This window comes from Streptomyces sp. NPDC013157 (assembly GCF_042899865.1).
GTDB lineage: Bacteria > Actinomycetota > Actinomycetes > Streptomycetales > Streptomycetaceae > Streptomyces.
On the sequence record NZ_JBIBAK010000003.1, the window covers coordinates 142,058 to 168,515 of the forward strand.

Consider the following 26,458-nt stretch of genomic DNA (forward strand, 5'->3'; position numbering starts at 1 on the left):
GGTTCACGAGCGCTCCAGGACCAGGTCGAAGCTGGCGTGCCGGAACGGGTTCGACACCCCGTACTCCCCGGCCAGGGCGGGGTCGTCGGTCGGGGTGAAGTCCTTGACCAGGCTCTCCTTGACGGCGAACACCGCGTCGGAGTCCAGGTACTCCCCGCCGGCGACGAAGATGTGCGTGGTGACCGGCGCGTGACCCGCGGCCGAGACGATGAAGTGGATGTGGGCGGGGCGGTAGGGGTGCCGTCCGGTGGCCTTGAGGAGGGCGCCCACCGGGCCGTCGGTCGGGATCGGGTAGGCGCTGGGCACACAGGTCCGGAACCGGAAGCGGCCCTCTTCGTCGGCGGTGAACAGGCCCCGCCCGTTGCCGGGCGGCTGGACGTCGGGCTGCTGCACGTCGTAGAAGCCGCTCGGGTCGGCCTGCCACACGTCCAGGACCGCGCCGGGCAGCGGGGTGCCGTCGGCGGAGCGGACGACACCGCTGACCACGCAGGGTTCGCCGCCTCCCACCAGGTCGATGTCGGCGCCGGGTTCCCGGACCGGGGACTCGGTCATGTGGAAGGGGCCGAGGACGGTCGACTCGGTGCTGCCGGGGTCGCTGTGCCCGTTGACCGTCTCGACCAGCATCGACAGGCCGAGGACGTCGGAGAGCAGGATGAACTCCTGGCGGGTGTCCGTGCAGGTCTGGCCGGTCTCGGTGAGGAACGCGATCGCCGCCTCCCACTCGCGCCGGGTCAGCCGGGTCTCGCGTGTGAAGGCGTGCAGATGGCGGACGAGCGAGGCGAGCAGCTCGCGCAGCCGGGGGTCGTCGGTGCCCCGCAGACTGTCGACGGCCTCTGCGGTGACTGCGTCTTCGGTGGTCATGCCGGCTCCTTGCACGGAGGAACAGTGCCCTCGGGTGATCGTAAACCCGTTCACTGTTCAATGAACCGCGGCCACGCACCGCGCCCGCCCACCGCGTCTACTTGATGAGCGCGTTGGCCACCACCACGATCACCCCGAGCAACGCGTCCGCCGTGCCGATCAGCACGGCGGCCGGCCAACTCCGGGCCGACCAGCGGGCGGTGACGATGCCGAGGCCGAACAGGATGACGATGTTCAGGACGAACACCGGGTACTCGACGCCCTTCGGCGGCCACCAGCCCCAGCCGGCACCCGCGAGCAGGAAGACCGTGGGCAGCACGGCCGTGACCAGCGGCCATTCGTCGGCCAGGGTGTGCAGCACGTCCCAGCGCCGGTGCGGGGCCCGCTCGGCGATGTAGTGGGCGTAGCCGTGGGCCAGGGCGGAGGCGCAGGCGGTGACCAGGAGCCAGAGGGCGTCGTAACGGCGGCCGGCCGCGGAGGTGTGGCCGTACTGGCTGAGCGCGGCCACCATCGAGCAGGCCAGCACGGCGCCGTAGACCCCGCCGAACAGGACGGCCTCGCGGGTGTCGTGCGCACGCGGCTCCGGCACGGCCGCCGTGGAGTCAGCCATGTCCTCCACGATCACCCGGGCCGGACCCGGCCGCCACCGGGCGTGGCCCGACGAAGTGTCCTCCCACCAGGCCGGATGCCGCACATCCTGTCCACGGCCGGGACACCGGTCGGCTCGCTAGGGTCGCGGTATGACGACGCACAGCTTCGCCCTGCACATCCCCGACGCCGCACTCGAACCCGACCCGCTCGACCCGGCGCAGATCGTCTCCGGCGCTCCCGAGGTCACCGGGAAGGTGGTCTGGGAGTCGGCCGACGGCCGGCAGATCCGCGGGATCTGGCAGATCACCCCGGGGGTGGTCACCGACACCGAGGCGGACGAGCTGTTCGTGGTGGTCAGCGGCTCGGCGACCATCGAGGTCGAGGGCGGGGCGACGTTCACCGTGGGCCCGGGTGACATGGCCGTACTGCACGCGGGCGACCGTACGACCTGGACGGTGCACGAGACGCTGCGCAAGGCGTACGCGATCAATCTGTGAGCCGGTCCGCGGACGCGCTCAGCGGGTCGTGGCCGCGGGCATGTTGTAGGGCGTGACCACCTGGATCGCCGACGGCAGGGTCGGACCGGCCGGGGGCAGTGCGCCCTGGGCGCGCATCACCAGGTGGCAGGCCTCGCGCATGTCCTGGCGCAGGTCGTGGTGGAGGACGGCGGACAGCCGGTGCTCGCGCAGCAGGCGCGTGTTGTCGTGGTCGAGGTCGTGGGCGATGAACACGGCGCATGCGCGGCCGAGGTCGGCGAAGGCGCGCAGGGTCGCGATGTTGCCGCCGCCGATCGAGTAGACGGCGCGGATCTCCGGGTCGCGCTCCAGGGCGGCGCGGACCAGGTCGTACTGGGTGGCGTCCAGCCCCTGTCCCTCGGCGATCTCCACCAGGGTACGCTCGGGGTGCCGGGCTCGCATGGCGCTGCGGAAGCCCATCTCGCGCTCCTCCTCGTTGCGGAAGAAGCCGCTGCTGAGGCTCGTGAGAACGTTGCCGGGCCGGTCGCCGAGCCACTGGCCCATCAGGTACGCGGCGGTGGCGCCGGCGGCCCGGTTGTCGCTGCCGACATAGGCCAGCCGGCCGCTGGCGGGCAGGTCGGTGACGAGCGTGACGACCGGGATCTCCGCCGACCTGAGGCGCCCGACGGCGGCGGTGATCTCGGGGACGTCCGGCGCCTTGAGGATCACGCCCTGCGAGCCGCGGCGGCCTATCCGGTCCAGGGTCCGCACCAGCTCCTCCACCGGCCCGGTCTCCCGGAAGTGGAACCGGGAGCGCACCACCGCCGGGTGCAGGGCCGGCAGCTCGGCCTCCAGCGCGCCCCGCACGGCCGTGGTGAACCGTTCGGGCGCCTGCATCACGATGTCGACCATGAAGGTACGGCCCACCAGCCGGACCTGGGTGCGCTGCCGGTCCAGGTCGGCGATGGCCCGCTCCACCTCGCGGGCGGTGCTCTCCCGGACGCCGCCCCTGCCGTTCAGCACCCGGTCCACGGTGGCCTCGCTGAGCCCGGCCTGCCGGGCGATCTCACGGATGGGGAAGGGGTGGCCCACGGGCTGCCTCCTTGAGGGGTTTTTGACGGGTCGCTGCTGGTTGTTCGAGGGGTTTGTGCTGACAAGAATGGCAGAGCCCCGCCGTGGCCGAGACCATGGCCGTGACCGAAAGCAGGACATCGATGTCCCTCGCCGCCGAACAGGGCCGTGCCTGGCTCTCGCAGCAGGACTGCGGCCTCGACGAATTCCGTGCCCTGGTCGAGCGGACCACGGACCCGGCCGGCTACCCGTACGCCTCGGCCGTCGAGGACAACGTCCTGGTCTACGACAGCGAGCGGCTGCGCGCCGCCGACGCGGCCCACGAGGTGCGGACCGAACTCGTCCGCGCCCTGACCGACGGTCCCGGCGTCGTGGTCTTCAGGGGCGCGTTCCCCGATCCGAACGTGGTCGACCGGGCCACCGCGGTCTTCGAGGCGCTCATCTCGGAGCAGCACGAGTCCGGCGCGGGGGCGGGCGACCACTTCGCGACGCCCGGGGCCAACGAGCGGGTGTGGAACGCCCTGGAGAAGGCGGCGCTGTACGACCCGGAGGTGTTCGCCGACTACTACGCCAACGACGTCGTGGCCCTGGTCTCCCGGGCCTGGCTGGGCCCCGGCTACCAGATCACCTCGCAGATCAACGTGGTCGAGCCGGGCGGCGCGGCGCAGACCGCGCACCGCGACTACCACCTCGGTTTCCTCTCCGACGAGCAGGCCGAGGCGTACCCGGCCCATGTTCACCGTCTCTCCCCCGTGCTCACCCTCCAGGGCGCCGTCGCGCACTGCGACATGCCGGTGGAGTCGGGGCCGACGATGTACCTGCCGTACTCGCAGACCTACGAGCCCGGCTACCTGGCCTGGCGGCGGCCGGAGTTCCAGGAGTACTTCAAGGCCCGCCACGTGCAGCTGCCGCTCGCGAAGGGCGACGCCGTGTTCTTCAACCCGGCCGTGTTCCACGCGGCCGGCACCAACCGGACCCTCGACGTGCGCCGGATGGCCAACCTGCTCCAGGTGTCCTCCGCGTTCGGGCGGGCCATGGAGACCGTGGACCGGGAGGCGGTGGCCAACGCGGTCTACCCGGTGCTGCGCCGGCGCCGGTCGGAGGGGGCGGGCGAGGCGTGGCTGGAGCACGTCATCGCCGCGAGCGCCGAGGGCTACCCGTTCCCGACCAACCTCGACAGCGATCCGCCGGTCGACGGCATGGCCCCGCCCTCGCAGGCGGACCTCGTGCGGCGGGCGCTGCGGGAGGGGTGGGTGCCGAGGGTGCTGCGGGACGGGTTGCGCGCGGCTGCGGTGCGGCGGGAGAGCTAGGGGTCGACAGGCCGGAGGTCGTCTGCGGGTTCGTTGCAGCTGGTCGCGCAGTTCCCCGCGCCCCTTGGGGCGCGTCATACATCAAGGAGTTACAAGCACATGCGTATCGGAATCCTCGGTCTCGGCCGTATCGGTGCTTTTCATGCCGAGACTCTCTCCGGACTCGACGTCGTCGAGTCGCTCGTCTTCACCGACCCGTTCGCGGACGCGGCCAAGGCCGCCGCGGAGAAGTTCGGTGCCGAGGTCGTGGACTCGCCCGAGGCGCTGCTGGCCGCCGGCGTGGACGGCATCGTGGTGGCCGCCGCCACCGACGCCCACCCGGCCCTGATCCTGGCCGGTGTCGAGGCCGGTGTGCCGGTCTTCTGCGAGAAGCCGGTCGCCAAGACCATGGCCGAGGGCGTCCAGGTCCTCAAGGCGGTCCAGGGCCGGGGCGTGCCGATCCAGATCGGCTACAACCGCCGCTTCGACGCGGGCTTCGTCGCCGCGCGGGCCGCCGTCCAGGCGGGCGAGCTGGGCAAGCTGCACACCGTGCGCTCCACCACCCTGGACCCGGCCCCGCCGCCGGCCGCGTACATCGCCGCGTCCGGCGGGATCTTCCGGGACTGTTCCGTGCACGACTTCGACATCATCCGCTGGGTGACCGGCCGTGAGGTCACCGAGGTGTACGCGGTCGGCGGCAACCGGGGCGCCGACTACATCCGGGAGGCGGGCGACGCCGACACCACCGGCGCGATCCTCACCCTCGACGACGGCACCATCGCGGTGGTCTCCAACTCCCGGCACAACGCACGGGGTTACGACGTCCGCATGGAGCTGCACGGCTTCGCCGACTCCATCGCCGTCGGCCTGGAGGACAAGCTCCCGCTGCGCTCGGTGGAACCCGGTGTGACGTTCCCGGCGGGCACCCCGCACGACTTCTTCATGGACCGGTTCACGGCGGCCTACCGCGCCGAGCTCACGGCGTTCACCGAGGTCGTGGCCGGCACCCGGCCCTCCCCGTGCACGGTCGAGGACGCCCTGGAGGCCGGCCGGATCGCCGACGCCTGCACGCTGTCCCTGCACGAGCACCGGCCGGTGACGATCGCGGAGGTCCGCGGAGCCTGACACCCGCGGGCTCTCGCACGACGGCGGGGCGGGGACCGGACCACGGTCCCCGCCCCGCCGTTCGTCGTGCCGGACGATCGCCGAGGGCGAGGCCGGCACGGTCCGGCTCCCGTCGGCGGCTCAGAGGCCGTAGCGCACCGCGAACTCGTCCGGGTCGTAGGCGTCCCGGTCCGGGTCGTGCTGAACAGCCGGCCTGGTCTCCACCATGTCCTCCGGGCGGATCCGCTCGGGCAGTGCGCCGAACCGCTCCTTGCGTGTCACGGCCTCGGCCGCGGTCTCCTCATGGCTCATGCTCGTCCTCCCCGTCGTGGCGGGCGTCACCCGTCACCATGCGAACGCGCGCGCCCCGGCGGGTGTTCCCGAACCCGCCGGGGCGCGCGGAGCCCGCGGAGAGATCCACGGGCCCCGGGAAGCGGCTGTCAGGCGCCGCAGGACCGCAGGAACGTCCGGGTGCGCACCGCGATGGGCAGCGGCTTGTCCGGCTCGCAGGGGTACATGTCCTGCTCGACGATCGCGAACAGGTCGACACCCAGCCGCTGCGCCGCCGCCAGCACCGGACCCAGCTCCGGCACGCCGGCGGGTGGTTCGCACATCACGCCCTGGGCCACGGCGGGCCCGAACGGGGTGCCCCGGGCCTGGACGTCGGCGAGGATCGCCGGGTCCACCTGCTTGAGGTGGAGGTAGCCGATCCGTTCGCCGTAGGTCTCGATCAGCTTGACGCTGTCGCCGCCGCAGTAGGCGTAGTGACCGGTGTCCAGGCAGAGGTTGACCAGCTCGGCGTCGGTCGAGTCGAGGAAGCGCTCGACGTGTGCCTCGGTGTCGATGTGGGTGTCGGCGTGCGGGTGGACGACGATGTCCAGGCCGTACGTCTCCTTCACCTCGTGGCCGAGCCGCTCCATGCCCTTGGTGAGGTGGGCCCACTGCTCGCCGGTCAGCTCCGGCGGCTCCAGGATCTCGGCGGTCTTGTCGTCCCGCCAGAAGGACGGGATGACCACCAGGTGCTTCGCCCCCATGGCCTGGGTGAGCGCGGCGACCTGGCTGACGTGCTCCCAGGTGGACTCCCAGACCGCCGGGCCGCGGTGCAGGCCAGTGAAGACCGTGCCCGCCGAGACCTTCAGGTCCCGCTTCGCGATCTCGTCGGTGAGGCGGGCCGGGTCGGTGGGGAGGTAGCCGTAGGGGCCGAGTTCGATCCAGGAGTAGCCGGCCTCGGCCACCTCGTCGAGGAAGCGTTCCCAGGGAACCTGCCGGGGGTCGTCCGGGAACCAGACGCCCCAGGAGTCCGGGGCCGAGCCGACCCGGATGCGGTCGAGAGGGTCGGTCATGGGGTCACGGCTTCCCTTCCGGACCGGTCGCGGCGGGTGCGGCGAGGTCTTCCTCTTCGGGGAGCTCCTCGGTGTCGACCCCGCGCACCTGGGACAGCTCGTGCTTGAGGGCCGCGAGCTCGGCGCCGCCGGCCATGTGGTTGGTGAGTTCCTCCAGGGTGATGGCGCTGCGTTCGGCGGAGAGTTCGAGGGTGCCGAGGCGCAGGACGCTGAAGTGGTCGCCGACCATGTAGGCGTGGTGCGGGTTGTGGGTGATGAAGATGACGCCGAGGCCGCGTTCGCGGGCGGCGGCGATGTACTTCAGGACCACGCCGGACTGCTTGACGCCGAGGGCGGCGGTCGGCTCGTCCAGGATGAGGACGCGGGCGCCGAAGTAGACGGCGCGGGCGATGGCCACGCACTGCCGCTGGCCGCCGGAGAGGGTGCCGATGGGCTGGTCCAGGTCGTCCAGGATGATGCCCATGTTGCGCAGTTCGCGGTCGGCGGTCTCCTTCATCCTCGCGATGTCGAGGCGGCGCACGGGCCAGGGGCCCCTGGTCATCTCGGAGCCGAGGAAGAAGTTCCGCCACACCGGCATCAGGGGGACGGTGGCGAGGTCCTGGTAGACGGTGGCGATGCCCTTGTCGAGGGCCTCGCGCGGGGTGGAGAAGCGGACCGGGGTGCCGTCGACGAGGAAGTCGCCCTCGGTGTGCTGGTGCAGCCCCGAGATGATCTTGATGAGGGTGGACTTGCCGGCGCCGTTGTCGCCGAGGACGCAGGTCACCTGGTTCGGGAAGACCTTGAGGTCGACGCCGTGCAGGGCGCGGATGTTGCCGTAGGACTTGCCCGCGCCGCGCAGTTCGACGATCGGGCCGCCGTCGGTGGGCGCCTCGTCCTGGAGGACGGCCCCGTGGGTTCCGGTGGTGTTGTCTGTCATCGGGTCACCTCCTGGTCGCGGTCCGCTGGACCCACAGGTTGATCATCACGGCGCCGAGCAGCATCACGCCGAGGAAGGCCTTGAACCAGTCGGGGTTCCAGCCCGCGTAGACGATGCCCTGCTGGACCATGCCGAACATGAAGGCGCCGAAGACCGGGCCGATCGCCGAACCGGCGCCGCCGGTGAGGAGGCAGCCGCCGATGACCGCGGCGGAGATGTAGATCAGCTCCTGGCCCACGCCCTCGCCGGACTGCACGGTGTTGAAGGAGAAGAGCTGGTGCATGCCGACGAACCAGGCGCCGAAGCCGACCAGCATGAACAGCGAGATCTTGGTGAAGTTCACCGGGACGCCGACCGCGCGGGCGCTCTCCTTGTTGCCGCCGACCGCGAAGATCCAGTTGCCGTACTTGGTGCGCAGCAGCACCCAGGTGGCGATGGCCGCGAAGAACAGCCACCAGAAGATGGTGATCTTCACCTGGACGCCGCCGATGTCGAAGGACGACGCGAAGACCGCCTTGACCTGGTTGAAGCCGTCCATGTTGCTGATGTCGTCGGTGGCGACGTTGCCGGTGACCAGCTTGGTCACCGCGAGGTTCACGCCCTGGAGGATCAGGAAGCTGCCCAGGGTGATGAGGAAGCTCGGCAGGCCGGTCTTGACCACCAGCCAGCCGTTCAGGAAGCCGATGCCCAGCGACACGAGGAGCGCGACGATGACACCCGCCCACACGTTGAGGGTCAGCTGGTAGCTGAGCATGGCGGCGGTGAGCGCCGAGCTGACCACCGCGACGCCGGCGGAGAGGTCGAACTCGCCGCCGATCATCAGGAGGGCCACCGGCAGCGCCATGATGCCGATGGTCGACGACTGGTAGAGGATGTTCGCCATCGAACTGGCCTCGCGCACCGGCGGTGCCGCGATCAGGAAGAAGACGTAGACCGCGACCGCGCCGAGGAAGACACCGACGTCCGGCCGGGCCAGGATCCGCAGCGCCAGGGGGCGCTGTGCGGTCCGCCCGTCCTTCTCCTTGGGGCCGGGAGCCGGCGGTGTCGCCACCGCCGGCTGTGCCTGCTGACTCATACCGATCACCGGGTGCCCTTCGCGGCGAACGCGGCGACCTTGTCGACGTTGGACTTGTCGACGAAGGCCGGGCCGGTCAGCACCGGCTGCTCGCCGCCGCCCATGTAGTTGCCGTTGTTCTTGTAGAGCCACAGCGAGTCGACGGCCAGGTAGCCCTGGAGGTAGGGCTGCTGGTCCACCGCGAACTCGATGGTCCCCTTGCTGATGGCGCCGGTCAGGTCCTTGTTGAGGTCGAAGGTGGCGATCTTCGCCTTGCTGCCCGCGTCGGACACCGACTGCACGGCGATCAGCGCGATGGGGGCGCCGAGCGTGACCACGTGGTCGATCGCGCTGTCCTGCTTGAGCTTCGCGGTGATCGTCGACTTGACCGAGGTCGGGGACGTGCCGTCGACGTACAGGGTCTCCGTCGTGCCCGAGAACGTCTTCTTCACGCCGTCGCAGCGCTGGGTGAGGCCGACGTTGCCCTGCTCCTGGATGACACAGACGACCTTCTTCGCGCCCTCCGTGTTCAGCCGGTTGCCGAGCGCCTCGCCGGCGACCGTCTCGTCCTGGCCGAAGAACTCCATCAGGCCGAGCTTCTTCCAGTCGCTGACACCGGAGTTGAGCCCGACGACCGGGATGTTCGCCGCGGTCGCCTTGGAGATGACGTCCTTCATGGCGTCCGGCTTGGCGAGGGTGACGGCTATCCCGTCGACCTTCTGGTCGATGGCGTTCTGCACCAGGTTGGCCTGGTTGCCCGCGTTCGGGTCGGCGGAGTAGACGAGCTTGACGTTGTCCTTGTCGGCGGCGGCCTGGGCGCCCTTGCGGACGATGTCCCAGAAGGTGTCGCCCGGCGACTGGTGGGTGACCAGCGCGACCGTCATGCGGGGGGTGGACGCCTTGCCCGCGGAGGCCGCCGCTCCTCCCTCTTCGGACTTCTTTCCTCCGGAGCTGCTGGAGCAGCCTGCGAGGGTCAGGGCTGCCGCCGCGGCGACGGCCACCACGGGGACCAGCCTGCGCGAACGGGAGTGGGAAGAGCGGTCCATCCTGCACCTCACTGTGCGACCGGGGAAAGGAAGGGATCCGGCGGATCCCCGTGCCCGGGCCGTCGGAAGTGGCCCGGGTCACTGCTGTGCGTTGGGACGGGATACAAGTCCCTGTGAGGCCCGCTGTCAATACTTTGTTAAGACATCATTTCACATTCAGGTCCGAATGTAAGTACAAACCATTGACAGCGCGACCTGCCCCGATCTACACCTGAGGGGCACTGCCCAACCCGCTCCGAAGGCGATCTCTACCCGCTCCCGTCGGGCGTACCCCTCACCCGGGCGGAGCGGGCCGCCGGCCCGACCCTCTCCACCACCCCGTCCGAATGAGGTCCCCATGAGCCAGCCGACCACCCGCCTGACCGTCGCCCAGGCGCTGGTGCGGTTCCTGTCCGCCCAGTACACCGAGCGCGACGGCGTCCGGCACCGGCTGATCGCCGGCACCTGGGGCATCTTCGGCCACGGCAACGTGGCGGGGATCGGCCAGGCACTCCTCGAGTACAGCGACGTCATGCCGTACCACCAGGGCCGCAACGAGCAGGCGATGGTGCACGCCGCGGTCGGGCACGCCCGCCAGCTGGACCGGCTCTCCGCGCAGGCGGTCACCACGTCCATCGGGCCGGGCGCCACCAACCTGGTGACCGGCGCCGCCCTCGCCACCGTCAACCGGCTGCCGGTCCTGCTGCTCCCCGGCGACTACTTCGCCAGCCACGCGCCCGACCCGCTGCTGCAGCAGCTGGAGCACCCGACCGAGTTCGACGTGTCGGTGAACGACACCCTGCGCCCGGTCTCCCGCTACTTCGACCGGGTCACCCGCCCCGAGGCGCTGATCCCCTCCGCGCTGAACGCCATGCGGGTCCTCGCCGACCCGGCCGAGACCGGCGCGGTCACCCTGGCCCTCCCCCAGGACGTCCAGGCGGAGGCGTACGACTGGCCGGAGGAGTTCTTCGCAGAGCGCGTGTGGCGGGTCCGGCGGCCCGCCCCCGACCCCCTGGAGCTGGCGGACGCCGTGAGCGCCGTGCGGGCCGCTCGGCGGCCGTTGATCGTGGCGGGCGGCGGAGTCCACCACAGCCGCGCCGAAGGCGCTCTGAGGGCCCTTGTGGAGGCCACGGGCATCCCCGTCGCCTCGACCCAGGCGGGCAAGGGCTCGCTGCGCCACGACCATCCGGCCGACCTGGGCGGGATCGGGCACACCGGGACCGCCGTCGCCGACGACCTGGCCCGCACCGCGGACCTGGTCATCGGCGTCGGCACCCGGTACACGGACTTCACCACGGCCTCCGGCACCCTCTTCCGGAACCCGGACATCCGCTTCCTGAACCTGAACATCACCGGCTTCGACGCCCACAAGCTGGCCGCGCGCACGGTCGTGGCGGACGCGCGGGCAGCCCTGGAGGCGCTGGCGGCGGCGCTGTCCGGGTACCGCGTGGACGGCGCCTACGAGGACGAGTACCGGGCCGGCAAGGAGCGCTGGGACGCGGTCGTCGAGGCCGCCTACCGTGCGGACGACGAGGACGCCGTGCCCACACAGACTCAAGTACTCGGGGCCCTTGACGCCGTCGTGGGCGATGACGACGTTGTCATCAACGCGGCCGGCTCGCTCCCCGGCGACCTCCACAAGCTGTGGCGGGCCCGCTCGCCGCGCCAGTACCACCTGGAGTACGGCTACTCCTGCATGGGCTACGAGATCCCGGCCGGCATCGGCGTCCAGCAGGCGGCCCCGGACACGGTGGTGTGGTCGCTGGTGGGCGACGGCACCTATCTGATGATGCCGACCGAGATCGTCACCGCGGTCCAGGAAGGGCTGCCCGTCAACCTGGTCCTCATCCAGAACCACGGGTACGCCTCCATCGGCGGCCTCTCCGAGACGGTCGGCGGCGAGCGGTACGGCACCGCCTACCGCTTCCGCTCCGCCGACGGGACCTTCGGCGGGGCGCCGCTGCCGGTGGACCTCGCCGCCAACGCGGCCAGCCTCGGCATGGAGGTGCTGCGCGCCAAGACCGTGCGGGAGCTGCGCGAGGCGCTCGCCGCGGCCCGCGCGAGCGACCGGCCGACCTGTGTGTACGTGGAGACGGACCCGGCGCCGACCGCTCCCGGGGCGGAGGCCTGGTGGGACGTGCCGGTGGCCGAGACCGCCTCCCGCGAGTCCGCCGTACGCGCCCGCGAGGAGTACGACCGGCAGGTCGCCGACCGCCGCCGGCACCTGTGATCCCCCGAACCCCGGAAGGAGGTGTTCCGATGGCCCGTACCGGTGATTCCGCCCGCAGCGCGACCGCCTCGGCGCTCGACACCCTGGACTTCGCCCTGGACCGCGGCAGTCCGGTTCCGCTCTACTACCAGCTCGCCCAGCAGCTGGAGGAGGCCATAGAGCACGGGGTGCTCGCCCCGGGCAACCTCCTGGGCAACGAGATCGACCTGTCGGTGCGGCTCGGCCTGTCCCGTCCCACGGTCCGCCAGGCCATCCAGTCCCTGGTCGACAAGGGGCTGTTGGTGCGCCGCCGGGGCGTGGGCACCCAGGTGGTGCACAGCCAGGTCAAGCGGCCGCTGGAGCTGAGCAGCCTCTACGACGACCTGGAGTCGGCCGGGCAGGGCCCGACCACCCGGGTGCTGCGCAACGAGCGGATCCCGGCGACCGCCGAGGTGGCCGCCGCGCTCGGGATCGCGGAGGGCGCGGAGGTGGTCGTCCTGGAGCGACTGCGCTGCACGCACGGCCAGCCGGTGGCGTTCCTGTGCAACTACCTGCCCGCCGCCCTGCTCGAACTCGACACGGAACGGCTGGAGTCGACCGGCCTGTACCGGATGATGCGCACGGCCGGCATCACCCTGCACAGCGCCCGGCAGACGGTGGGCGCCCGCAGCGCCACCGCCGAGGAGGCCGTCCGGCTCGACGAGAAGGAGGGCGCCGCCCTGCTCACCATGCAGCGCACCGCGTACGACGACACCGGGCGGCCGGTGGAGTACGGCAGCCACGTCTACCGGGCGTCCCGGTACGCCTTCGACTTCCAGCTGCTGGTACGGCCGTAGAACGTGCCGTGCCGGGCCGGTTGCTGCGGGTTTAACCGCTGGTCCCGCCACCCGAAACCAACACGCCCGCACACGAGCCCCCACGGAGTTTGTCCCGTGGGGGCTCCGTCGTACCGCTTTGTTCAACAAACCGGCAGGCGACCATGTCGATTACGTTTCGGGCAAGAGACGGGCGAGAGAGACGCAGGCTATTGACGCATGAGCGGACAACCGGCTGTTATTGCGCCCACGATGTTCGGCCGAGTTGGTTTCTGATCGGTTTCGGGACCTTTCGAAGATCAACTCTTCCCCTTGCCGAACCCTGTTACTCAGGAGCCGCCATGCGCATCTCCCCGTCCGGTCTTCACGTGCCGGGTCCGAGCCGCCGTAACGTCCTGCGCGGTGCCGGTTCGGCCGCCCTCCTCGCGGGCGCCGGCATACCCCTGCTGTCCGCCTGCGGCGGCAGCGGGTCCTCCTCCGACCCGAAGACCGTCAGCCTCGGCTCCAACTCGTCCGACGCCGTGCCGAAGAAGGCCTTCGCGGAGATCTACGCCGCCTTCACCAAGCAGTCCGGCATCAAGGTCGACGTCAACACGAAGGACCACAACACCTTCCAGGAGCAGATCAACTCCTACCTGCAGGGCACGCCGGACGACGTGTTCACCTGGTTCGCCGGCTACCGCATGCAGTTCTTCGCGGCCAAGAACCTGGCCTCGCCGATCGACGACGTGTGGGCGAAGATCGGGGACAACTTCCCCGACGCGATGAAGCAGCTCAGCAAGGGCGAGGACGGCAAGTACTACTTCGTCCCGCTGTACACGTACCCGTGGGCGATCTTCTACCGCAAGAGCGTCTTCCAGGCCAAGGGCTACGAGGTCCCCACCACCTGGGACGCGTTCGTCGCCCTGTGCAAGAAGATGAAGAACGACGGCCTGGTCCCGATCGCGTTCGGCGACAAGGACGCCTGGCCGGCGATGGGCACCTTCGACCAGATCAACTTCCGCCTCAACGGCTACGACTTCCACAAGTCCCTGATGGCGGGCAAGGAGGCGTGGACCGACCCCAAGGTCAAGGCCGTCTTCGACCACTGGGCCGAGATCCTCCCCTACCACCAGGACGGCTTCATGGGCCGCACCTGGCAGGACGCCGCACAGACCCTGGTGTCCAAGAAGGCCGGCATGTACGTCCTCGGCTCCTTCGTGGCCCAGCAGTTCACCAACAAGTCGGACCTGGACGACCTCGACTTCTTCGCCTTCCCGGAGATCAACTCCGCGTACGGCCAGGACACCGTCGAAGCGCCCACCGACGGCTTCATGGTCAGCAAGTCCCCCAAGAACCACGACGGCGTCGTCAAGCTCATGGAGTACCTGGGCACCCCCGAGGCCGAGCAGATCTACCTCAAGGCCGACTCCAGCGTGGTGGCCGCCTCCAGCAAGGCCGACACCTCGTCGTACACCGCGCTGCAGAAGAAGGCGTACACGATGATCAGCGGCGCCAAGAACCTCACCCAGTTCATGGACCGCGACTCCCGCCCGGACTTCACCTCCACGGTGATGCAGCCCGGTCTGCAGAAGTTCCTGCAGAACCCGAAGGGGATAGACAGCCTGCTCTCGTCCATCGAGCGCCAGAAGAAGACGATCTTCGCGTCCCAGTGAGCTCACGAATGTCGACTGACACCCCCACGAAGTCCCAGGAGGCGGCCGCCGTGCCGCCTCCTGGGCGCGCGTCCGAGAAGAAGCGGGTTCAGCAGGGCCACAAGCGCCTGCTGACCCGCCGTGACCGGATCACCCTCGCCTTCATGGCGGGCGTGCCGACGATCCTCCACGTACTCCTGGTCTGGGTGACCGCCCTGGCCTCGATCCTCCTGGCCTTCACCTCCTGGGACGGCATCGGCTTCGACTCCATCAAGTGGGTCGGGTTCGACAACTTCCATCAGCTCTTCACCGACAACCCGCAGTTCTGGCCGGCCGTCCAGCACAACGTCATCTGGTTCGTCGTCCTCATCCTGATCCCGACGCCGTTCGGCCTGTTCCTGGCCGTGCAGCTGGACAAGAAGATCAGGTTCAGCCGGGTCTACCAGACGGCGTTCTTCCTCCCGGTCGTCATCTCCCTGGCCTGCATCGGGTTCGTCTGGCAGCTGATCTACAACCCGGACACGGGCCTGATCAACAGCATCATCGGCGCCAACAAGCCGGGCCACTACATCGACTGGATCGGTGACCCGAACCTCAACCTGTGGGCGGTCCTGGTCGCCGCGTCCTGGCGGCACACCGGCTACATGATGATCCTGTACCTGGCCGGCCTCAAGAGCGTCGACCCGTCGCTGCGGGAGGCCTCGGCCCTCGACGGCGCGAACGAGTGGCAGACGTTCAAGAGCGTCATCTTCCCGACGCTGCGGCCGACCAACACCATCGTCCTGGTCGTGACCATCATCGAGGCGCTGCGCGCCTTCGACCTGGTCTTCGTCTTCAACAAGGGCGCCCAGGGCACCGAGTTGCTCTCCATCCTGGTGACCAACAACATCATCGGCGAGTCCAGCCGCATCGGTTACGGCTCGGCGATCGCGGTGGTGCTGCTGTTCATCTCCCTGATCGTGATCATTCCCTACCTGATCGCGACCTTCCGGAAGGAGCGGCGCGCATGAGCACCGTGAGCGCGCTGGCCAAGCAGCGCACCCCGATCCGTCCGGCCCGCGTCCTGCTGCACACGTTCCTGGCCCTGACGGCCCTGGCGTGGCTCGCCCCGCTGCTGTGGGCGATCTTCTCCGCCATGCGCCCGTACAGCGAGACCAGCGACCGCGGCTACGTGTCCTGGCCGCACACGCTGAACTTCGACAACTTCAAGAACGCGTTCACGCAGTCGGACATGACCCACTACTTCACGAACACGCTGGTCATCGCGGTCCCGGCCGTGCTGCTCACGCTGTTCCTGTCGTCGATGGTCGCGTTCTACGTCGCCCGCTTCGACTTCCGGGTCAACCTGTTCCTGCTGCTGGTCTTCACGGCCGGCAACCTGCTGCCGCAGCAGGTCATCATCACCCCGCTGTACCGGATGTACCTGCTGACGAACCTGCCGGGCATCACCGCGAGCGGCAAGCTGTACGACTCGGCGCTCGGCCTGGTCCTGATCCACGTGGCGTTCCAGTCCGGGTTCTGCGCGTTCGTGCTGTCGAACTACATGCGCTCGCTGCCGCACGAACTGACCGAGGCGGCGCTGGTGGACGGCGCGTCGGTGTGGCGGCTGTACTGGCAGATCACCCTGCCGCTGTGCCGGCCCGCGATGGCGGCCCTGGCGACCCTGCTGTCGATCTGGATCTACAACGACTTCTTCTGGGCGCTGGTGCTGATCTCGACCGGTGAGAACATGCCGATCACCTCGGCGCTGAACAACCTCTCCGGCCAGTACTTCACCGACCCGAACCTGGTCGCCGCCGGGTCCCTGCTCACCGCGATCCCGACGCTGGTCGTGTACTTCGCGCTGCAGAAGCAGTTCGTCAGCGGTCTGACCCTGGGCTCCGCCAAGGGCTGATCCGGCCCCGTCCGAAAGAGAACCTCGTGCACAACCCGTTCACCCCGGTCGCCTCCGTGCCCGTGGACACGCGCACCGCCCGTGTCCACGAGGAGGGCTGGCAGTCCTGGTCGCCCAGTGGCTCCTACGCCCTCGGCACGGCCCCGTACCGCCCGACGAACGCCAACTGGGCGACCGTGTGTTACCGGCCGGGCCGCAGGGTGCCCGCCGGGGCCTTCCAGGGCGAGGGCCTGCTGGCGGTCGACCCGGGCGACGGCTCCCCGGTCCGGCTCTGGGCGGCGGCCGACCCGCTGCACGAGGTTCCGTCGGTCCGGCTGACCGTCGCGGCCGGGGTCGCGGAGGTCGAGGCCGACGGCCCGGTCAAGGAGTGGACCGGCCCGGACATCCGGTCCGTGCTGGCCGACTGGGCCGGCGCCCTGGCCGTGGCCGCCCCCCGCCCGGCGCCCACCGTCTGGTGCTCCTGGTACGAGTACTTCACGGCCGTCACCGAGGACGACATCCACGAGAACCTGCGGGCGATGGACACCCTCGACCTGCCGATCGACGTGGTACAGATCGACGACGGCTACCAGAGCGCCCTGGGCGACTGGCTGACCCTCTCCGGCCGCTTCCGCTCACGGCGGGGCATCGCGGACGCCATCCGCGCCCGCGGCCGCCGGGCGGGCATCTGGACGGCGCCCTTCCTGGTCGACCCGGCGAGCGCGCTCGCCGAGACGTACCCGGACTGGCTGGTCCGCGACCCCGACGGCAACCCGCTGCACGCGGGCCGCAACTGGGGCCACGACCTGTACGTCCTGGACACCACCCACCCGGCCGCCGCGGCCTACCTGACCGACGTCTTCGCGACGCTGCGCGCGGAGGGCTACGACTACTTCAAGGTCGACTTCCTCTACGCGGGCGCGATGGACGGCGTACGGCACTCGGGCGCGGACGCGCTCACGGCGTACCGGCTGGGCATCGGCCTGATCCGGGAGGCGATCGGCGCGGACGCCTACCTGCTCGGCTGCGGCGCGCCGATGCTGCCCTCGATCGGCCTGTTCGACGCGATGCGGGTGAGCCCGGACACGGCTCCGCACCGGCGGCCCGAAGCCGACGACTTCAGCCAGCCGGGCCAGGATCCGGCCGAGTTCACCGGCGTCGGCCGCCACTGGCAGCACGGCCGCCTCTGGGTCAACGACCCCGACTGCCTGATGGCCCGCCCCGCCGTGGAGACCCGTGCGCGCTGGGCGGCGCACGTGGAGGCCGTCGGCGGCCTGGTCGCCTCCAGCGACCGGCTGCTCTCCCTCGACCAGTGGGGCGTGGAGACCACCCGCCGCCTTCTCACCGGAGCCACCGGAGTCACCCGATGAACGACCGCACCCTCTCCGTCCCGGGCATCGCCTACGGCGGCGACTACAACCCCGAGCAGTGGCCCGAGGAGGTGTGGGACGAGGACGTCCGCCTGATGCGCGAGGCGGGCGTGAACATGGTCAGCGTCGGCATCTTCTCGTGGGCGCTCATGGAGCCGTCCGAGGGCGTCTACGACTTCTCGCGCATGGACCGGATCCTCGACCTGCTGCACGAGAACGGCATCGCCGCCGACCTCGCCACCCCGACGGCCGCCCCGCCGGCCTGGTTCTTCCGCGCCCACCCCGAGGCGCTCCCGGTGGACCACGACGGCCGCACCCTGTCGTACGGCAGCCGCCAGACCTTCTGCCCGAGCAGCCCCGCCTACCGCGAGGCCGCGCTCAGGATCGCGGGCGCGCTCGCCGACCGGTACGCGAGCCACCCGGCCGTCCGGATGTGGCACGTCCACAACGAGTACGGCTGCCACAACGCGGCCTGCTACTGCGACACCAGCGCGGAGTCCTTCCGCCGCTGGCTGCGGGCGAAGTACGCCGACGACCTGGCCGCCCTCAACGACGCCTGGGGCACCACCTTCTGGAGCCAGTGGTACTACGACTGGGACGAGATCCTGCCGCCCCGCGCGACCGGCGCCGTCCCCAACCCGACGCACCAGCTGGACTGGCGGCGGTTCTGCTCGGACGAACTGCTGTCGCTGTACAAGGCGGAGCGGGACGTCCTGCGGGAGGCGGCCCCAACGATCCCCGCCACCACCAACTTCATGGTGATGTACAACTTCGACGCCCTCGACTACTGGCGCTGGGCCCCGGAGCTGGACGTGGTGGCCAACGACCACTACCTGATGTCGGCCGACCCGGAGTCGCAGATCGACGTCGCGCTGAGCGGCGACCTGATGCGCTCGCTGGCGGGCGGGCCGTGGCTGCTGATGGAGCACTCGACGGGCGCGGTCAACTGGCAGCCCGTCAACCGGGCCAAGACCGCGGGTGAGTTGCGGCGCAACGCGCTCGCGCACGTGGCGCACGGCGCGGACGGCGTCTGCTACTTCCAGTGGCGGGCGGCGAAGGCGGGTGCCGAGCAGTGGCACTCGGCGATGCTGCCGCACGCCGGGACCGACAGCCAGATCTGGCGGGACGTCGTCCGGCTCGGCGCCGACCTCCGGGCAATCTCCGAGGTCCGCGGCAGCACCGGCACGGCCGAGCTGGCCGTCGTCTGGGACTGGGACGCCCGGTGGGCCGTGGAGCTGCCCTCGCAGCCGAGCGAGAAGCTGCGCTACCTGGACGTCGTCCGCGCCTGGTACGAGCCGCTGTGGCGGGCCGGCGTGGCGGTGGACTTCGTCCGGCCGGACGCGGACCTGTCGGCGTACAAGGTGGTGCTGGCCCCGAGCCTGTACCTGGTGGACGACGCGGGCGCGGCGAACCTGACCGCCTTCGCGGAGGGCGGCGGCACCCTGGCCGTCGGCTTCCACAGCGGTGCGGTGGACGAGAACTGCCATGTCCGGCTGGGTGGTTACCCGGGCGCCTTCCGGGAGCTGCTCGGCGTGTACACGGACGAACTGTTCCCGCTGCTGCCCGAGGAGCGGGTGACGCTCGGCGAGGGCGGCACGGGCTCGCTCTGGTCCGAGCGGGTGCGGCTCGCGGGCGCGGCGGCGGTGACCTCGTACGCCGACGGACCGCTGGCCGGGGTGCCGGCGGTGACCCGGCACGGCTACGGCGCGGGCACCGCGTGGTACGTCGCGACGCTGCCGGACGCGGACACCCTGGCGGGGCTGCTCGGCCGGATCCGCGCCGAGGCGGGCGTGCCCGCGGGCCGCACCGCCCCGGCCGGTGTGGAGGTCACCGTGCGGCGCGGTGCGGACGCGGACTACGTCTTCGTGATCGACCACACCGGCGAGGGCGCCGAGGTCCCGGTCGCGGCCGGGTCGGTGGAGCTGCTGTCCGGCAAGCCCGCCGACGGCACGGTCGCCGTGGCGCCGGGCGAGGTCGCCGTCGTACGGGAGCCGCGCGGTCAGTGAGCCGCGTCCAGGCGGGCGCGCTGGCCGGGCGTCAGCTCCAGGTCCACGGCGGCGAGGTTCTCCTCCAGCTGGGCCACGGACGACACCCCGGCCAGCGGGACCACCGGCAGCGACCCGCCCAGCAGCCAGGCCAGCACCACCTGGTTGCGGGTCGCCCCGGTCTCCCGGGCCACCTCGTCCAGTGCGGCGAGGCGGGCCGGGGTGCCGGGGTGGTCGTGATCGGCGGGGAGTGTCCTGCCCCGCTGGGTGTAGGCGCCCTTGAGGAGCGGTGAGTAGGCGACCAGGGTGAGGTCCGGCTCCGCGCGCAGATAGCTGCGGAGCTGGGCGTCCGTGCCGCCGAGGCTGCCGTCCGGGAACAGGTCGTCCGGGACGTCGGTGCGCGGGCGCAGGTAGCTGTGCTGGTACTGGAGCACCTCGTAGCCGGGCAAGCCCTCCGCGGCGGCGAGGGCGCGGGCGCGTTCCAGCCGCCAGACGGCGTGGTTGCTGGCGCCGAGCAGGCCGACGGTGCCCTCCGCGACGAGCGCGGCGAACCCCTCGACGGTCTCGCGGAGCGGGACGGCCGGGTCCTCTATGTGGGCGTACAGCAGGTCGAGCCTCTCGACGCCGAGGCGTTCGCGGCTGCGTTCGGCCGACTCCCGGATCACCTTCGCGGACAGGCCCTCCGGATGGTCGGTGTAGCCGGTGCCGGGGGCGAGGGGGCGGGCGCCGAGCTTGGTGGCGATGACGACCTCGTCGCCGATCCCGCGGCTGCGCCGCCAGCGGCCGAGCAGTTCCTCGCTCTGGCCGCCCTGGCTCCCGTCCTCCCAGAAGGCGTAGTTGTCGGACGTGTCGATGAAGTTGCCGCCGGCCTCGACATAGCGGTCGAGGACGGCGAAGGAGGTCTGCTCGTCGGTCCGGGACCCGAACAGCATGGCGCCGAGCGCGAGGACGCTCACCTCACGGCGGGTGCCCGGGTCGGTGCCGATGGTGCGGTACTTCATGCCGTCTCCTCCGTCCGCGCACCCGGGGGTTCGGGTGCACGGAGGCGAGTCTTCGGCTTGAAGTGCGCTTGAAGTCAAGGGTGCCGGGCGAACGGTCCGTCCAGGGCCGCCCACTGCAGCAGCATGATCGTCTTGGCGTCGGCGATCTCGCCCGTCCGGATCATCTCCAGGGCGCGCCGGAAGGGGAGTTCGAGGATCTCGATGTCCTCGCCCTCCTCGTCCAGGCCACCGCCCTCGTGGGTGCGGGTCGAGGGGCCGTAGGCGGCCGCGTAGAAGGAGATCCGTTCGGTGACCGAGCCCGGGCTCATGTAGACGTCGAAGACGTGCTCGACCTCGCCGACGGTGTGGCCGGTCTCCTCGACGACCTCCCGGCGGACCGCGTCCTCGGGGTGCTCGGCCTCGTCGTCCAGGAGCCCCGCCGGGGTCTCGACCAGCATGCCGTCGGGGTGGCCGTTGACGTACACCGGGAAGCGGAACTGGCGGGTGAGCAGGACCGTTTCGCGCCCGGCGTCGTAGAGGAGGAGCGTGGCGCCGTTGCCCCGGTCGTGGGTCTCGCGTTCCTCGGTGTGCCAGGTGCCGTCGGCGTGCTGGAGGTCGAAGGTGGTGGCCCGCTCGACGTACCAGTGGCTGGACAGGAGTTTCACCTCCCGGACCTTCACGCGCGGGTTGCCGGTCAGCTCCAGACCGGTGCGGTCGAGTCCGGTACGGCCCCGGCGGTCGGGGGTGTCGATCCCGGCGGTCATCACAGACCGTCCGGGCGGGTGAGGGCGTTCAGGTGACTCATGGTCACCTGTCTACCACCCGCCAGCAACAGCGCCCCTTCGGGGCGCTGGGGGTACCCCCAGCCGAAGGCTGGGGGAGGCGGGCGGCCGTCGACGGAGGCCGACGGCGCCCCCGTCCCCGCGGAGGGGGCGGTGACGCGCCGGCGACGGCGGGAACTGCGCGACCAGCCACGACGGCGCCGCACCCAACCGACAACGCGCCCCCGGCTCCCCCAGCGAAGCGCCTAGTGCACTTCGGCAGGCCGCGGCCCCTCATCGAGGAACCCACCCGACTGGTGCTGCCACAGCTTGGCGTACGCGCCCTCCGCGGCGAGCAGTTCGCGGTGCGTGCCCTGCTCGACGATCCGGCCGCGGTCCAGGACCACCAGCCGGTCCATGGAGGCGACCGTGCTCAGGCGGTGCGCCACCACCAGCGCCGTGCGGCCCTCCATGAGCCGCCACAGCGCCTCCTGGACGAGGATCTCGCTCTCGGAGTCCAGCGCGCTGGTCGCCTCGTCCAGGAGCAGGATCGGGGCGTCCCGCAGGATCGCCCGGGCCAGCGCGACCCGCTGGCGCTGGCCGCCGGAGAGCTTGACGCCGCGCTCCCCCACCATCGTGTCGAACCCGTCCGGCAGCGCGTCGGCGAACTCCGTGACGTGCGCGGCCTCGGCGGCCAGCCGGATCTCGGCGTCGGTGGCGTCCGGCCGGGCGAAGGCGATGTTGTCCCGCAGGGTGCGGTGGAACATCGCCGGGTCCTGCGGGACGTAGGCGATCTGGCTGCGCAGGTCGGCCTGGCGCAGCCGGCTGATGTCCTGGCCACCGATCATGATCCGGCCGGCGTCGATGTCGGTCATGCGCAGCAGCAGCCGGGTCAGCGTGGTCTTGCCGCCGCCCGACCGCCCGACGAACCCGAACTTCGACCCGCTGGGCACGTCCAGCTCCAGCCCCTCGAACAGCGGTTTGGCGCCCGCGTGGGTGAAGGAGACCTTCTCGAAGCGGACGTCGGCGGCCCGGGGCGCGAGCGGCTCCGGGGCCGGGGGGTCGATGACGGTCGGCGGTTCGAGAAGCAGTTCGGTGAACTGGGCCGCCTCCGTCATCGAGCTCTCCATGCGCCGGTAGATCTGGTTGAACTCGAACATGATCCGGGTCGCGTTGGTGAAGTAGGTGAAGGCGACCACGACCGCCTCCACGCTGTGCCCGCCGCCCGCCAGCGTCACCGCGAGCAGCAGGCCCACCGCGTTGGTCGCCACGGACATCGGCGCGACGAACGTGTCGATGCGCAGGTTGCCGTAGTCCCAGGAGCGCAGGGTGCGCCGCCTCGACTCGGCGACCCGCGACCGGTGTTCGGCGGCCTCCCGCTTCTCGGCGGCGAACGCCCGGACGGTGTCCATGTTCATCAGACTGTCGGCGACGTGCCCCGACACCCGCGCGATCGCCTCCTCGCGCTGGTCGACCAGCCGCTGGCGGCGGCGGATCAGCGGGAACACGCACACCGCCGTCACCGCGATCATCGCGAGGAGCGCGACGACGAGCAGCGGCTCGTACCGCCACAGCACCACCGATCCGAACGCCAGCGGCACGAAGCTGCCGACGATGTTGAAGGTCAGCGTGTCGCCGAACTCCTCGAACCGGGTGGCGAAGCTCAGCACCCGCTTGGTGAGGGAACCCGCGAAGTTGTCGTGGAAGAACGCGGCGTCCTTCGCGAACAGTTCGTCCATGCCGATGACGTACAGGTGCTCGATGCCGAGGGCGTCCAGACGGTTCAGACAGTGCAGACCGACCCGCCAGAACGCCTCCGCCAGCAGCAGGACACCGGCGAAGCCGAGGACGTACGGCAGTGCGGCGCGCAGGGCCAGGCCGTGGCCGTCGGCGATCCGGCCGATCAGCTTGGCCACGACCAGCGGGGCCAGGTAGTTGATTCCGATGTTGCCGAGCGCCGGCAGCAGCATCCCGGGCAGCGTGAGCCACCTGAGCCGGGCCAGCTCCCGTCCGTAGTAGCGAAGCGCGAGCAGCACCGCGCCCTTGCGCGGTCCCGTCGCAGGTAAATCGACAGAGGATGTCATCTCAACCCTGTGTAGTCGTCGCGCGGCATGCCGAGCCGGCCGCCGCATGGTCCGCGGCGGCCTGGAATCGGCAGGTCAGGAAAGGGAAGTGTCCCGCGACGACGGTCGCCCGGTCCACGTGTTTTTTCGTCGGCGACTACGGAGCGAACACATGACCGACGGCACTGCCCGGCAGCGGCGACCCGGGCCCCGCGAAGTGGCCCGCTCGATGGGAAGGGAAATGGCCCAGGGTTGCGGGCCGGTTGCGTCGTAGGGTCGAGGGCGTGACGACGCGGGAGCCCGCGGGCTCCCCCCGGTCCGCCGCCGTCCGCGGTGGCAGGGCCCGACGCGGGGCGCTGAGATGGGTCACGACGGGCGGTGCCCGCTCGTCACCGCGACTCCCCCACTTCTCTGCGAGGAACCCTTCATGCCCCTCCCCGAGGAACCCCTCATGCAAGCAGTCACCGTCAGGGACCGGGACGCCGGGGTCGGCGGCCTCGCCCTCACCGAGCTGCCGCACCCGCACGCCGCGGAGAACGACGTGATCGTGCGCGTGCACGCCGCCGGGTTCACGCCCGGCGAGCTGACCTGGCCCGCCACCTGGACCGACCGGGCCGGCCGCGACCGCACGCCGAGCGTGCCCGGCCACGAGCTGTCCGGCGTGGTCACCGGGCTGGGCTACGGCACCACCGGACTGAGTGTCGGCCAGCGGGTGTTCGGGCTCGCCGACTGGGCCCGCGACGGCACGCTCGCCGAGTACACCGCCGTCGAGGCCCGCAACCTCGCCCCGCTCCCGGCCGACGTCGACCACGTCACGGCCGCCGCCCTGCCGGTCTCCGGGCTCACCGCCTGGCAGGGCCTCTTCGACCACGGCCGCCTGACCACCGGGCAGACCGTGCTGGTCCACGGTGCCGCGGGCGGCGTCGGCTCCGTCGCCGTGCAGCTGGCCCGTGAGGCGGGCGCGCGGGTGATCGGCACCGGGCGGGCGGCCGACCGCGACCTCGCCCTCGACCTGGGGGTGACCGCCTTCGTGGACCTCCAGGCCGAGCGGCTGGAGGACATCGGCGAGGTCGACGTGGTGTTCGACGTGATCGGCGGCGAGATCCTCGACCGCTCCACGGCACTGGTGCGCCCCGGCGGCACGCTGGTCACCATCGCCCGTCCGGTCACCGTCCACCCCACGGACGGGCGGGCGGTCTTCTTCGTCGTCGAACCCGACCGCGCACGCCTCACCGACCTCGCCGCACGGCTGCGGGACGGGCGCCTCAGGCCGGTCGTCGGGGCGGTCCGGCCCCTGGCCGAGGCGATCGCCGCATTCACCCCGGAGAAGCGCACACCCGGCCGGACGATCATCCGGGTGACGGAGGACTGAGGGCCGCCGGTAGGAGGGCGGCCCGGCGCCTCGCTGGTCCGTCGCCTCGACCGGCTGGCTTCGAACGGTCTCGGAGCCCTCCCGCCGCCAGTCCCGGTCCGGGAGTTCCAGCAGCCGGGCGATGTCCGCCGCCTCGGGCAGAGGTCCGTGATCCCCCGTCACCTTGAGCGCCGAGACGGCGGTGAGGTGCCCGAGCCGGAGGGCACGGGGCAGCGGCTCCGCGCGCAGCAGCCCGGCCAGGAAGCCCGCCGCGAACGCGTCGCCCGCCCCGACCGGTTCCACCACGGCCGTCCGCAGCGCGGGCACCGTACAGGCGCCGTTCGCGGTCAGGGCGGTCGCGGCCCGGGCGCCGTCCTTGACGACGACGATCCGCGGCCCGGGCAGCAGGTCCCGCAGACCGGCGACGGTCAGGTCGCCGCCCCACAGCTCCTGGGCCTCGTCCAGGCCCACGAAGACGATGTCGGCGCGGTCGGCGAGGGCGCGCAGCACCGTCGGGGCGGTGCCCTCCGGCCACAGCGCGGCACGGTGGTTGACGTCGAAGCTGACGGCGTACGGCCGTTCGGCGGCGGGCGGGTCGAGGGCCCGGGTCACCAGGGCGCGGCAGGAGGCGGAGAGGGCGGGGGTGATGCCGGTGAGGTGCAGGAGGGCGGCCGAGCCCAGGGGTTCGCCGTCGAGCAGGCCGGGGCCGAGGGCCGAGGCCGCCGAGCCGCTGCGGTAGTAGTGGACGCGGGTTCCGGCCGGGCCCGGGTTCTTGAGGAGGAGGCCGGTGGGCCGGTGCGAGTCGGTGCGCACGTGCGTCACGTCGACCCCGGCGGCGGCGACCGCGGCGCGCACCCGGCGGCCCAGCGGGTCGTCGCCGACGGCCGAGAGCCAGCGGGCCGGGACGCCGTGGTCCGCGAGGTACATGGCCACGTTCGACTCGGCTCCCGCGACGGACAGCCGCAGTTGGCCGGCGTCCGCCAGTGGCCGGGGCGGGTCGGGGGCGAGGGCGGCCATGGTCTCGCCGAGGCAGACGACCGGTCCCGGGGCCGGACGCCAGGCGGCCGTCACGCGGGCCCCTCCTCCCGCACGGCGGCCCGGAACACGCGGGCCCGGTCGCGCAGGGCGGTGATGCTGCCGCCGTCCGCCGCGTCCCCGACGAGGGGGGAGCCGACGCCGACCGCGATGGCCCCGGCGGCCAGGTAGGCCCGCGCGGCCGGCACGTCGACGCCGCCGACCGGGACGAACGCCGCGTCGGGGAACGGCCCGCGCAGCGCCTTCAGATACGCCGCTCCCCCGGCCTCGGCGGCCGGGAAGAGCTTCAGGGCGGCCGCGTCCCGGGCCTGCGCCGCGATCACGTCGGTGGGGGTCAGCACACCCGCCAGGACCGGCATGCCGAGCTGCCGCGCGGTGTCGGCACCGGCACCGAGGCCGGGGGTGACGGCGAACGTGGCGCCCGCGCGGTGGGCGGCGTGCGCGTCGGCGGCGGTCAGCACCGTGCCGGCGCCCAGCGGACGGCCGGGCCCCAGCTCCTTGCGGGCCCGGGTGAGGACGGTCAGCGCGTCCGTGCCGCTCAGCGACACCTCGATCAGTTCGATGCCCTCCTCGGCCAGGGTCAGCACGGTGCGCAGGGCGGCGTCCGGGTCGCCGCCGCGCACGATGGCGAGCAGGCGACGGGCGGCGAGGGCGGCTCGCAGATCCACGAGCG

At 71.5% G+C, this 26,458-nt stretch carries 23 protein-coding genes and 1 pseudogene; 11 read left to right on the forward strand and 13 right to left on the reverse strand.

All coding sequences use genetic code 11. The features are described 5' to 3' along the window. Positions 1–3: 3 nt before the first annotated feature. Positions 4–861 carry an intradiol ring-cleavage dioxygenase gene (locus tag ACFY6U_RS10750; protein WP_390036804.1) on the reverse strand — a complete coding sequence of 286 codons (858 nt, stop codon included), beginning with the start codon at positions 859–861 and terminating at the stop codon, positions 4–6. A 97-nt stretch (positions 862–958) separates the two neighbouring features. Further along, complete coding sequence (locus tag ACFY6U_RS10755; RefSeq protein ID WP_390036806.1) at positions 959–1,471, reverse strand: hypothetical protein; 513 nt, start codon at positions 1,469–1,471, stop codon at positions 959–961. A 130-nt stretch (positions 1,472–1,601) separates the two neighbouring features. Here ACFY6U_RS10755 and ACFY6U_RS10760 point away from each other — a divergent pair, with 130 nt between their 5' ends. Next, on the forward strand, positions 1,602–1,949 hold the full coding sequence (locus ACFY6U_RS10760; RefSeq protein WP_390036808.1) for a cupin domain-containing protein: 348 nt from the start codon (positions 1,602–1,604) through the stop codon (positions 1,947–1,949). Positions 1,950–1,967: 18 nt separating this feature from the next. Here ACFY6U_RS10760 and ACFY6U_RS10765 read toward each other — a convergent pair whose 3' ends face one another. After that, complete coding sequence (locus ACFY6U_RS10765; protein ID WP_351485856.1) at positions 1,968–2,999, reverse strand: LacI family DNA-binding transcriptional regulator; 1,032 nt, start codon at positions 2,997–2,999, stop codon at positions 1,968–1,970. Positions 3,000–3,121: 122 nt separating this feature from the next. Between ACFY6U_RS10765 and ACFY6U_RS10770 the strand changes: the two genes are divergently transcribed. Both ACFY6U_RS10770 and ACFY6U_RS10775 read left to right on the forward strand, forming a co-directional pair. Beyond that, a complete protein-coding gene (locus ACFY6U_RS10770) occupies positions 3,122–4,288 on the forward strand; it encodes a phytanoyl-CoA dioxygenase family protein (RefSeq protein WP_390037610.1) in 1,167 nt (388 codons plus the stop codon). A 99-nt stretch (positions 4,289–4,387) separates the two neighbouring features. Next, positions 4,388–5,392, forward strand: a complete 1,005-nt coding sequence (locus ACFY6U_RS10775; protein WP_390036810.1) for a Gfo/Idh/MocA family oxidoreductase — start codon at positions 4,388–4,390, stop codon at positions 5,390–5,392. Positions 5,393–5,512: 120 nt separating this feature from the next. Here the strand turns inward: ACFY6U_RS10775 and ACFY6U_RS10780 are convergent, their stop codons facing one another. From ACFY6U_RS10780 to ACFY6U_RS10800, 5 genes are all read right to left on the reverse strand, one after another. Beyond that, positions 5,513–5,683 carry a hypothetical protein gene (locus ACFY6U_RS10780; RefSeq protein WP_177232845.1) on the reverse strand — a complete coding sequence of 57 codons (171 nt, stop codon included), beginning with the start codon at positions 5,681–5,683 and terminating at the stop codon, positions 5,513–5,515. Between the two features lie 128 nt (positions 5,684–5,811). Next, positions 5,812–6,714 (reverse strand): sugar phosphate isomerase/epimerase family protein, encoded by a 903-nt coding sequence (locus tag ACFY6U_RS10785; protein WP_390036812.1) that lies wholly within the window; start codon positions 6,712–6,714, stop codon positions 5,812–5,814. A 4-nt stretch (positions 6,715–6,718) separates the two neighbouring features. After that, positions 6,719–7,630 (reverse strand): ATP-binding cassette domain-containing protein, encoded by a 912-nt coding sequence (locus ACFY6U_RS10790; protein WP_390036814.1) that lies wholly within the window; start codon positions 7,628–7,630, stop codon positions 6,719–6,721. A 4-nt stretch (positions 7,631–7,634) separates the two neighbouring features. Continuing rightward, positions 7,635–8,705, reverse strand: a complete 1,071-nt coding sequence (locus tag ACFY6U_RS10795) for an ABC transporter permease (RefSeq protein WP_390036816.1) — start codon at positions 8,703–8,705, stop codon at positions 7,635–7,637. 5 nt (positions 8,706–8,710) lie between these two features. After that, complete coding sequence (locus ACFY6U_RS10800; RefSeq protein ID WP_390036818.1) at positions 8,711–9,730, reverse strand: sugar ABC transporter substrate-binding protein; 1,020 nt, start codon at positions 9,728–9,730, stop codon at positions 8,711–8,713. 337 nt (positions 9,731–10,067) lie between these two features. Here ACFY6U_RS10800 and iolD point away from each other — a divergent pair, with 337 nt between their 5' ends. The 7 genes from iolD (at position 10,068) to ACFY6U_RS10835 (ending at position 19,616) form a co-directional block, all read left to right on the forward strand. Further along, entirely contained in the window at positions 10,068–11,939 is a 1,872-nt protein-coding gene (gene iolD / locus ACFY6U_RS10805; protein ID WP_390036820.1) for a 3D-(3,5/4)-trihydroxycyclohexane-1,2-dione acylhydrolase (decyclizing), read from the forward strand. Positions 11,940–11,968: 29 nt separating this feature from the next. Beyond that, positions 11,969–12,754, forward strand: a complete 786-nt coding sequence (locus ACFY6U_RS10810) for a GntR family transcriptional regulator (RefSeq protein ID WP_351489159.1) — start codon at positions 11,969–11,971, stop codon at positions 12,752–12,754. Between the two features lie 320 nt (positions 12,755–13,074). Further along, positions 13,075–14,388, forward strand: a complete 1,314-nt coding sequence (locus tag ACFY6U_RS10815) for an ABC transporter substrate-binding protein (protein ID WP_390036822.1) — start codon at positions 13,075–13,077, stop codon at positions 14,386–14,388. Between the two features lie 8 nt (positions 14,389–14,396). Next, positions 14,397–15,377, forward strand: coding sequence for a sugar ABC transporter permease (locus tag ACFY6U_RS10820; protein ID WP_351489155.1), 981 nt, complete (start codon positions 14,397–14,399; stop codon positions 15,375–15,377). Continuing rightward, a complete protein-coding gene (locus ACFY6U_RS10825) occupies positions 15,374–16,261 on the forward strand; it encodes a carbohydrate ABC transporter permease (RefSeq protein WP_390036824.1) in 888 nt (295 codons plus the stop codon). Before ACFY6U_RS10820 ends, ACFY6U_RS10825 begins: the two co-directional genes overlap by 4 nt. A gap of 26 nt (positions 16,262–16,287) precedes the next feature. Then, entirely contained in the window at positions 16,288–17,610 is a 1,323-nt protein-coding gene (locus ACFY6U_RS10830) for a glycoside hydrolase family 36 protein (protein WP_390036826.1), read from the forward strand. Next, on the forward strand, positions 17,607–19,616 hold the full coding sequence (locus ACFY6U_RS10835) for a beta-galactosidase (RefSeq protein ID WP_390036828.1): 2,010 nt from the start codon (positions 17,607–17,609) through the stop codon (positions 19,614–19,616). Before ACFY6U_RS10830 ends, ACFY6U_RS10835 begins: the two co-directional genes overlap by 4 nt. Here ACFY6U_RS10835 and ACFY6U_RS10840 read toward each other — a convergent pair. The 3 genes from ACFY6U_RS10840 to ACFY6U_RS10850 form a co-directional block, all read right to left on the reverse strand. Further along, a complete protein-coding gene (locus ACFY6U_RS10840) occupies positions 19,610–20,596 on the reverse strand; it encodes an aldo/keto reductase (protein WP_390036830.1) in 987 nt (328 codons plus the stop codon). The genes ACFY6U_RS10835 and ACFY6U_RS10840 overlap by 7 nt on opposite strands. Positions 20,597–20,670: 74 nt before the next feature. Next, entirely contained in the window at positions 20,671–21,339 is a 669-nt protein-coding gene (locus ACFY6U_RS10845) for an NUDIX domain-containing protein (protein ID WP_390036832.1), read from the reverse strand. A 263-nt stretch (positions 21,340–21,602) separates the two neighbouring features. Further along, on the reverse strand, positions 21,603–23,420 hold the full coding sequence (locus ACFY6U_RS10850) for an ABC transporter ATP-binding protein (RefSeq protein WP_390036834.1): 1,818 nt from the start codon (positions 23,418–23,420) through the stop codon (positions 21,603–21,605). 430 nt (positions 23,421–23,850) lie between these two features. Between ACFY6U_RS10850 and ACFY6U_RS10855 the strand changes: the two genes are divergently transcribed. Further along, a complete protein-coding gene (locus tag ACFY6U_RS10855; RefSeq protein WP_390036836.1) occupies positions 23,851–24,771 on the forward strand; it encodes an NADP-dependent oxidoreductase in 921 nt (306 codons plus the stop codon). 86 nt (positions 24,772–24,857) lie between these two features. On the opposite strand, the pseudogene ACFY6U_RS10860 reads toward ACFY6U_RS10855, so the two are convergent. Then, positions 24,858–25,767, reverse strand: a pseudogene (locus tag ACFY6U_RS10860) (sugar kinase); the annotation flags it as partial. Positions 25,768–25,817: 50 nt separating this feature from the next. Then, the gene (locus ACFY6U_RS10865; protein WP_390036838.1) at positions 25,818–26,453 is read right to left on the reverse strand and encodes a bifunctional 4-hydroxy-2-oxoglutarate aldolase/2-dehydro-3-deoxy-phosphogluconate aldolase; all 636 of its coding nucleotides are present in this window, start codon (positions 26,451–26,453) and stop codon (positions 25,818–25,820) included. Positions 26,454–26,458: the final 5 nt, after the last annotated feature.

Excerpts from the sequence above, each read along its gene's own strand:
- ACFY6U_RS10750 (WP_390036804.1), bottom strand. The coding sequence starts at position 861 with ATGACCACCGAAGACGCAGTCACCGCAGAGGCCGTCGACAGTCTGCGG.
- ACFY6U_RS10755 (WP_390036806.1), bottom strand. The coding sequence starts at position 1,471 with ATGGCTGACTCCACGGCGGCCGTGCCGGAGCCGCGTGCGCACGACACC.
- ACFY6U_RS10760 (WP_390036808.1), top strand. The coding sequence starts at position 1,602 with ATGACGACGCACAGCTTCGCCCTGCACATCCCCGACGCCGCACTCGAA.
- ACFY6U_RS10770 (WP_390037610.1), top strand. The coding sequence starts at position 3,122 with ATGTCCCTCGCCGCCGAACAGGGCCGTGCCTGGCTCTCGCAGCAGGAC.
- ACFY6U_RS10775 (WP_390036810.1), top strand. The coding sequence starts at position 4,388 with ATGCGTATCGGAATCCTCGGTCTCGGCCGTATCGGTGCTTTTCATGCC.
- ACFY6U_RS10780 (WP_177232845.1), bottom strand. The coding sequence starts at position 5,683 with ATGAGCCATGAGGAGACCGCGGCCGAGGCCGTGACACGCAAGGAGCGG.
- ACFY6U_RS10785 (WP_390036812.1), bottom strand. The coding sequence starts at position 6,714 with ATGACCGACCCTCTCGACCGCATCCGGGTCGGCTCGGCCCCGGACTCC.
- ACFY6U_RS10790 (WP_390036814.1), bottom strand. The coding sequence starts at position 7,630 with ATGACAGACAACACCACCGGAACCCACGGGGCCGTCCTCCAGGACGAG.
- ACFY6U_RS10795 (WP_390036816.1), bottom strand. The coding sequence starts at position 8,705 with ATGAGTCAGCAGGCACAGCCGGCGGTGGCGACACCGCCGGCTCCCGGC.
- ACFY6U_RS10800 (WP_390036818.1), bottom strand. The coding sequence starts at position 9,730 with ATGGACCGCTCTTCCCACTCCCGTTCGCGCAGGCTGGTCCCCGTGGTG.
- iolD (WP_390036820.1), top strand. The coding sequence starts at position 10,068 with ATGAGCCAGCCGACCACCCGCCTGACCGTCGCCCAGGCGCTGGTGCGG.
- ACFY6U_RS10810 (WP_351489159.1), top strand. The coding sequence starts at position 11,969 with ATGGCCCGTACCGGTGATTCCGCCCGCAGCGCGACCGCCTCGGCGCTC.
- ACFY6U_RS10815 (WP_390036822.1), top strand. The coding sequence starts at position 13,075 with ATGCGCATCTCCCCGTCCGGTCTTCACGTGCCGGGTCCGAGCCGCCGT.
- ACFY6U_RS10820 (WP_351489155.1), top strand. The coding sequence starts at position 14,397 with ATGTCGACTGACACCCCCACGAAGTCCCAGGAGGCGGCCGCCGTGCCG.
- ACFY6U_RS10825 (WP_390036824.1), top strand. The coding sequence starts at position 15,374 with ATGAGCACCGTGAGCGCGCTGGCCAAGCAGCGCACCCCGATCCGTCCG.
- ACFY6U_RS10835 (WP_390036828.1), top strand. The coding sequence starts at position 17,607 with ATGAACGACCGCACCCTCTCCGTCCCGGGCATCGCCTACGGCGGCGAC.
- ACFY6U_RS10840 (WP_390036830.1), bottom strand. The coding sequence starts at position 20,596 with ATGAAGTACCGCACCATCGGCACCGACCCGGGCACCCGCCGTGAGGTG.
- ACFY6U_RS10845 (WP_390036832.1), bottom strand. The coding sequence starts at position 21,339 with ATGACCGCCGGGATCGACACCCCCGACCGCCGGGGCCGTACCGGACTC.
- ACFY6U_RS10850 (WP_390036834.1), bottom strand. The coding sequence starts at position 23,420 with ATGACATCCTCTGTCGATTTACCTGCGACGGGACCGCGCAAGGGCGCG.
- ACFY6U_RS10855 (WP_390036836.1), top strand. The coding sequence starts at position 23,851 with ATGCAAGCAGTCACCGTCAGGGACCGGGACGCCGGGGTCGGCGGCCTC.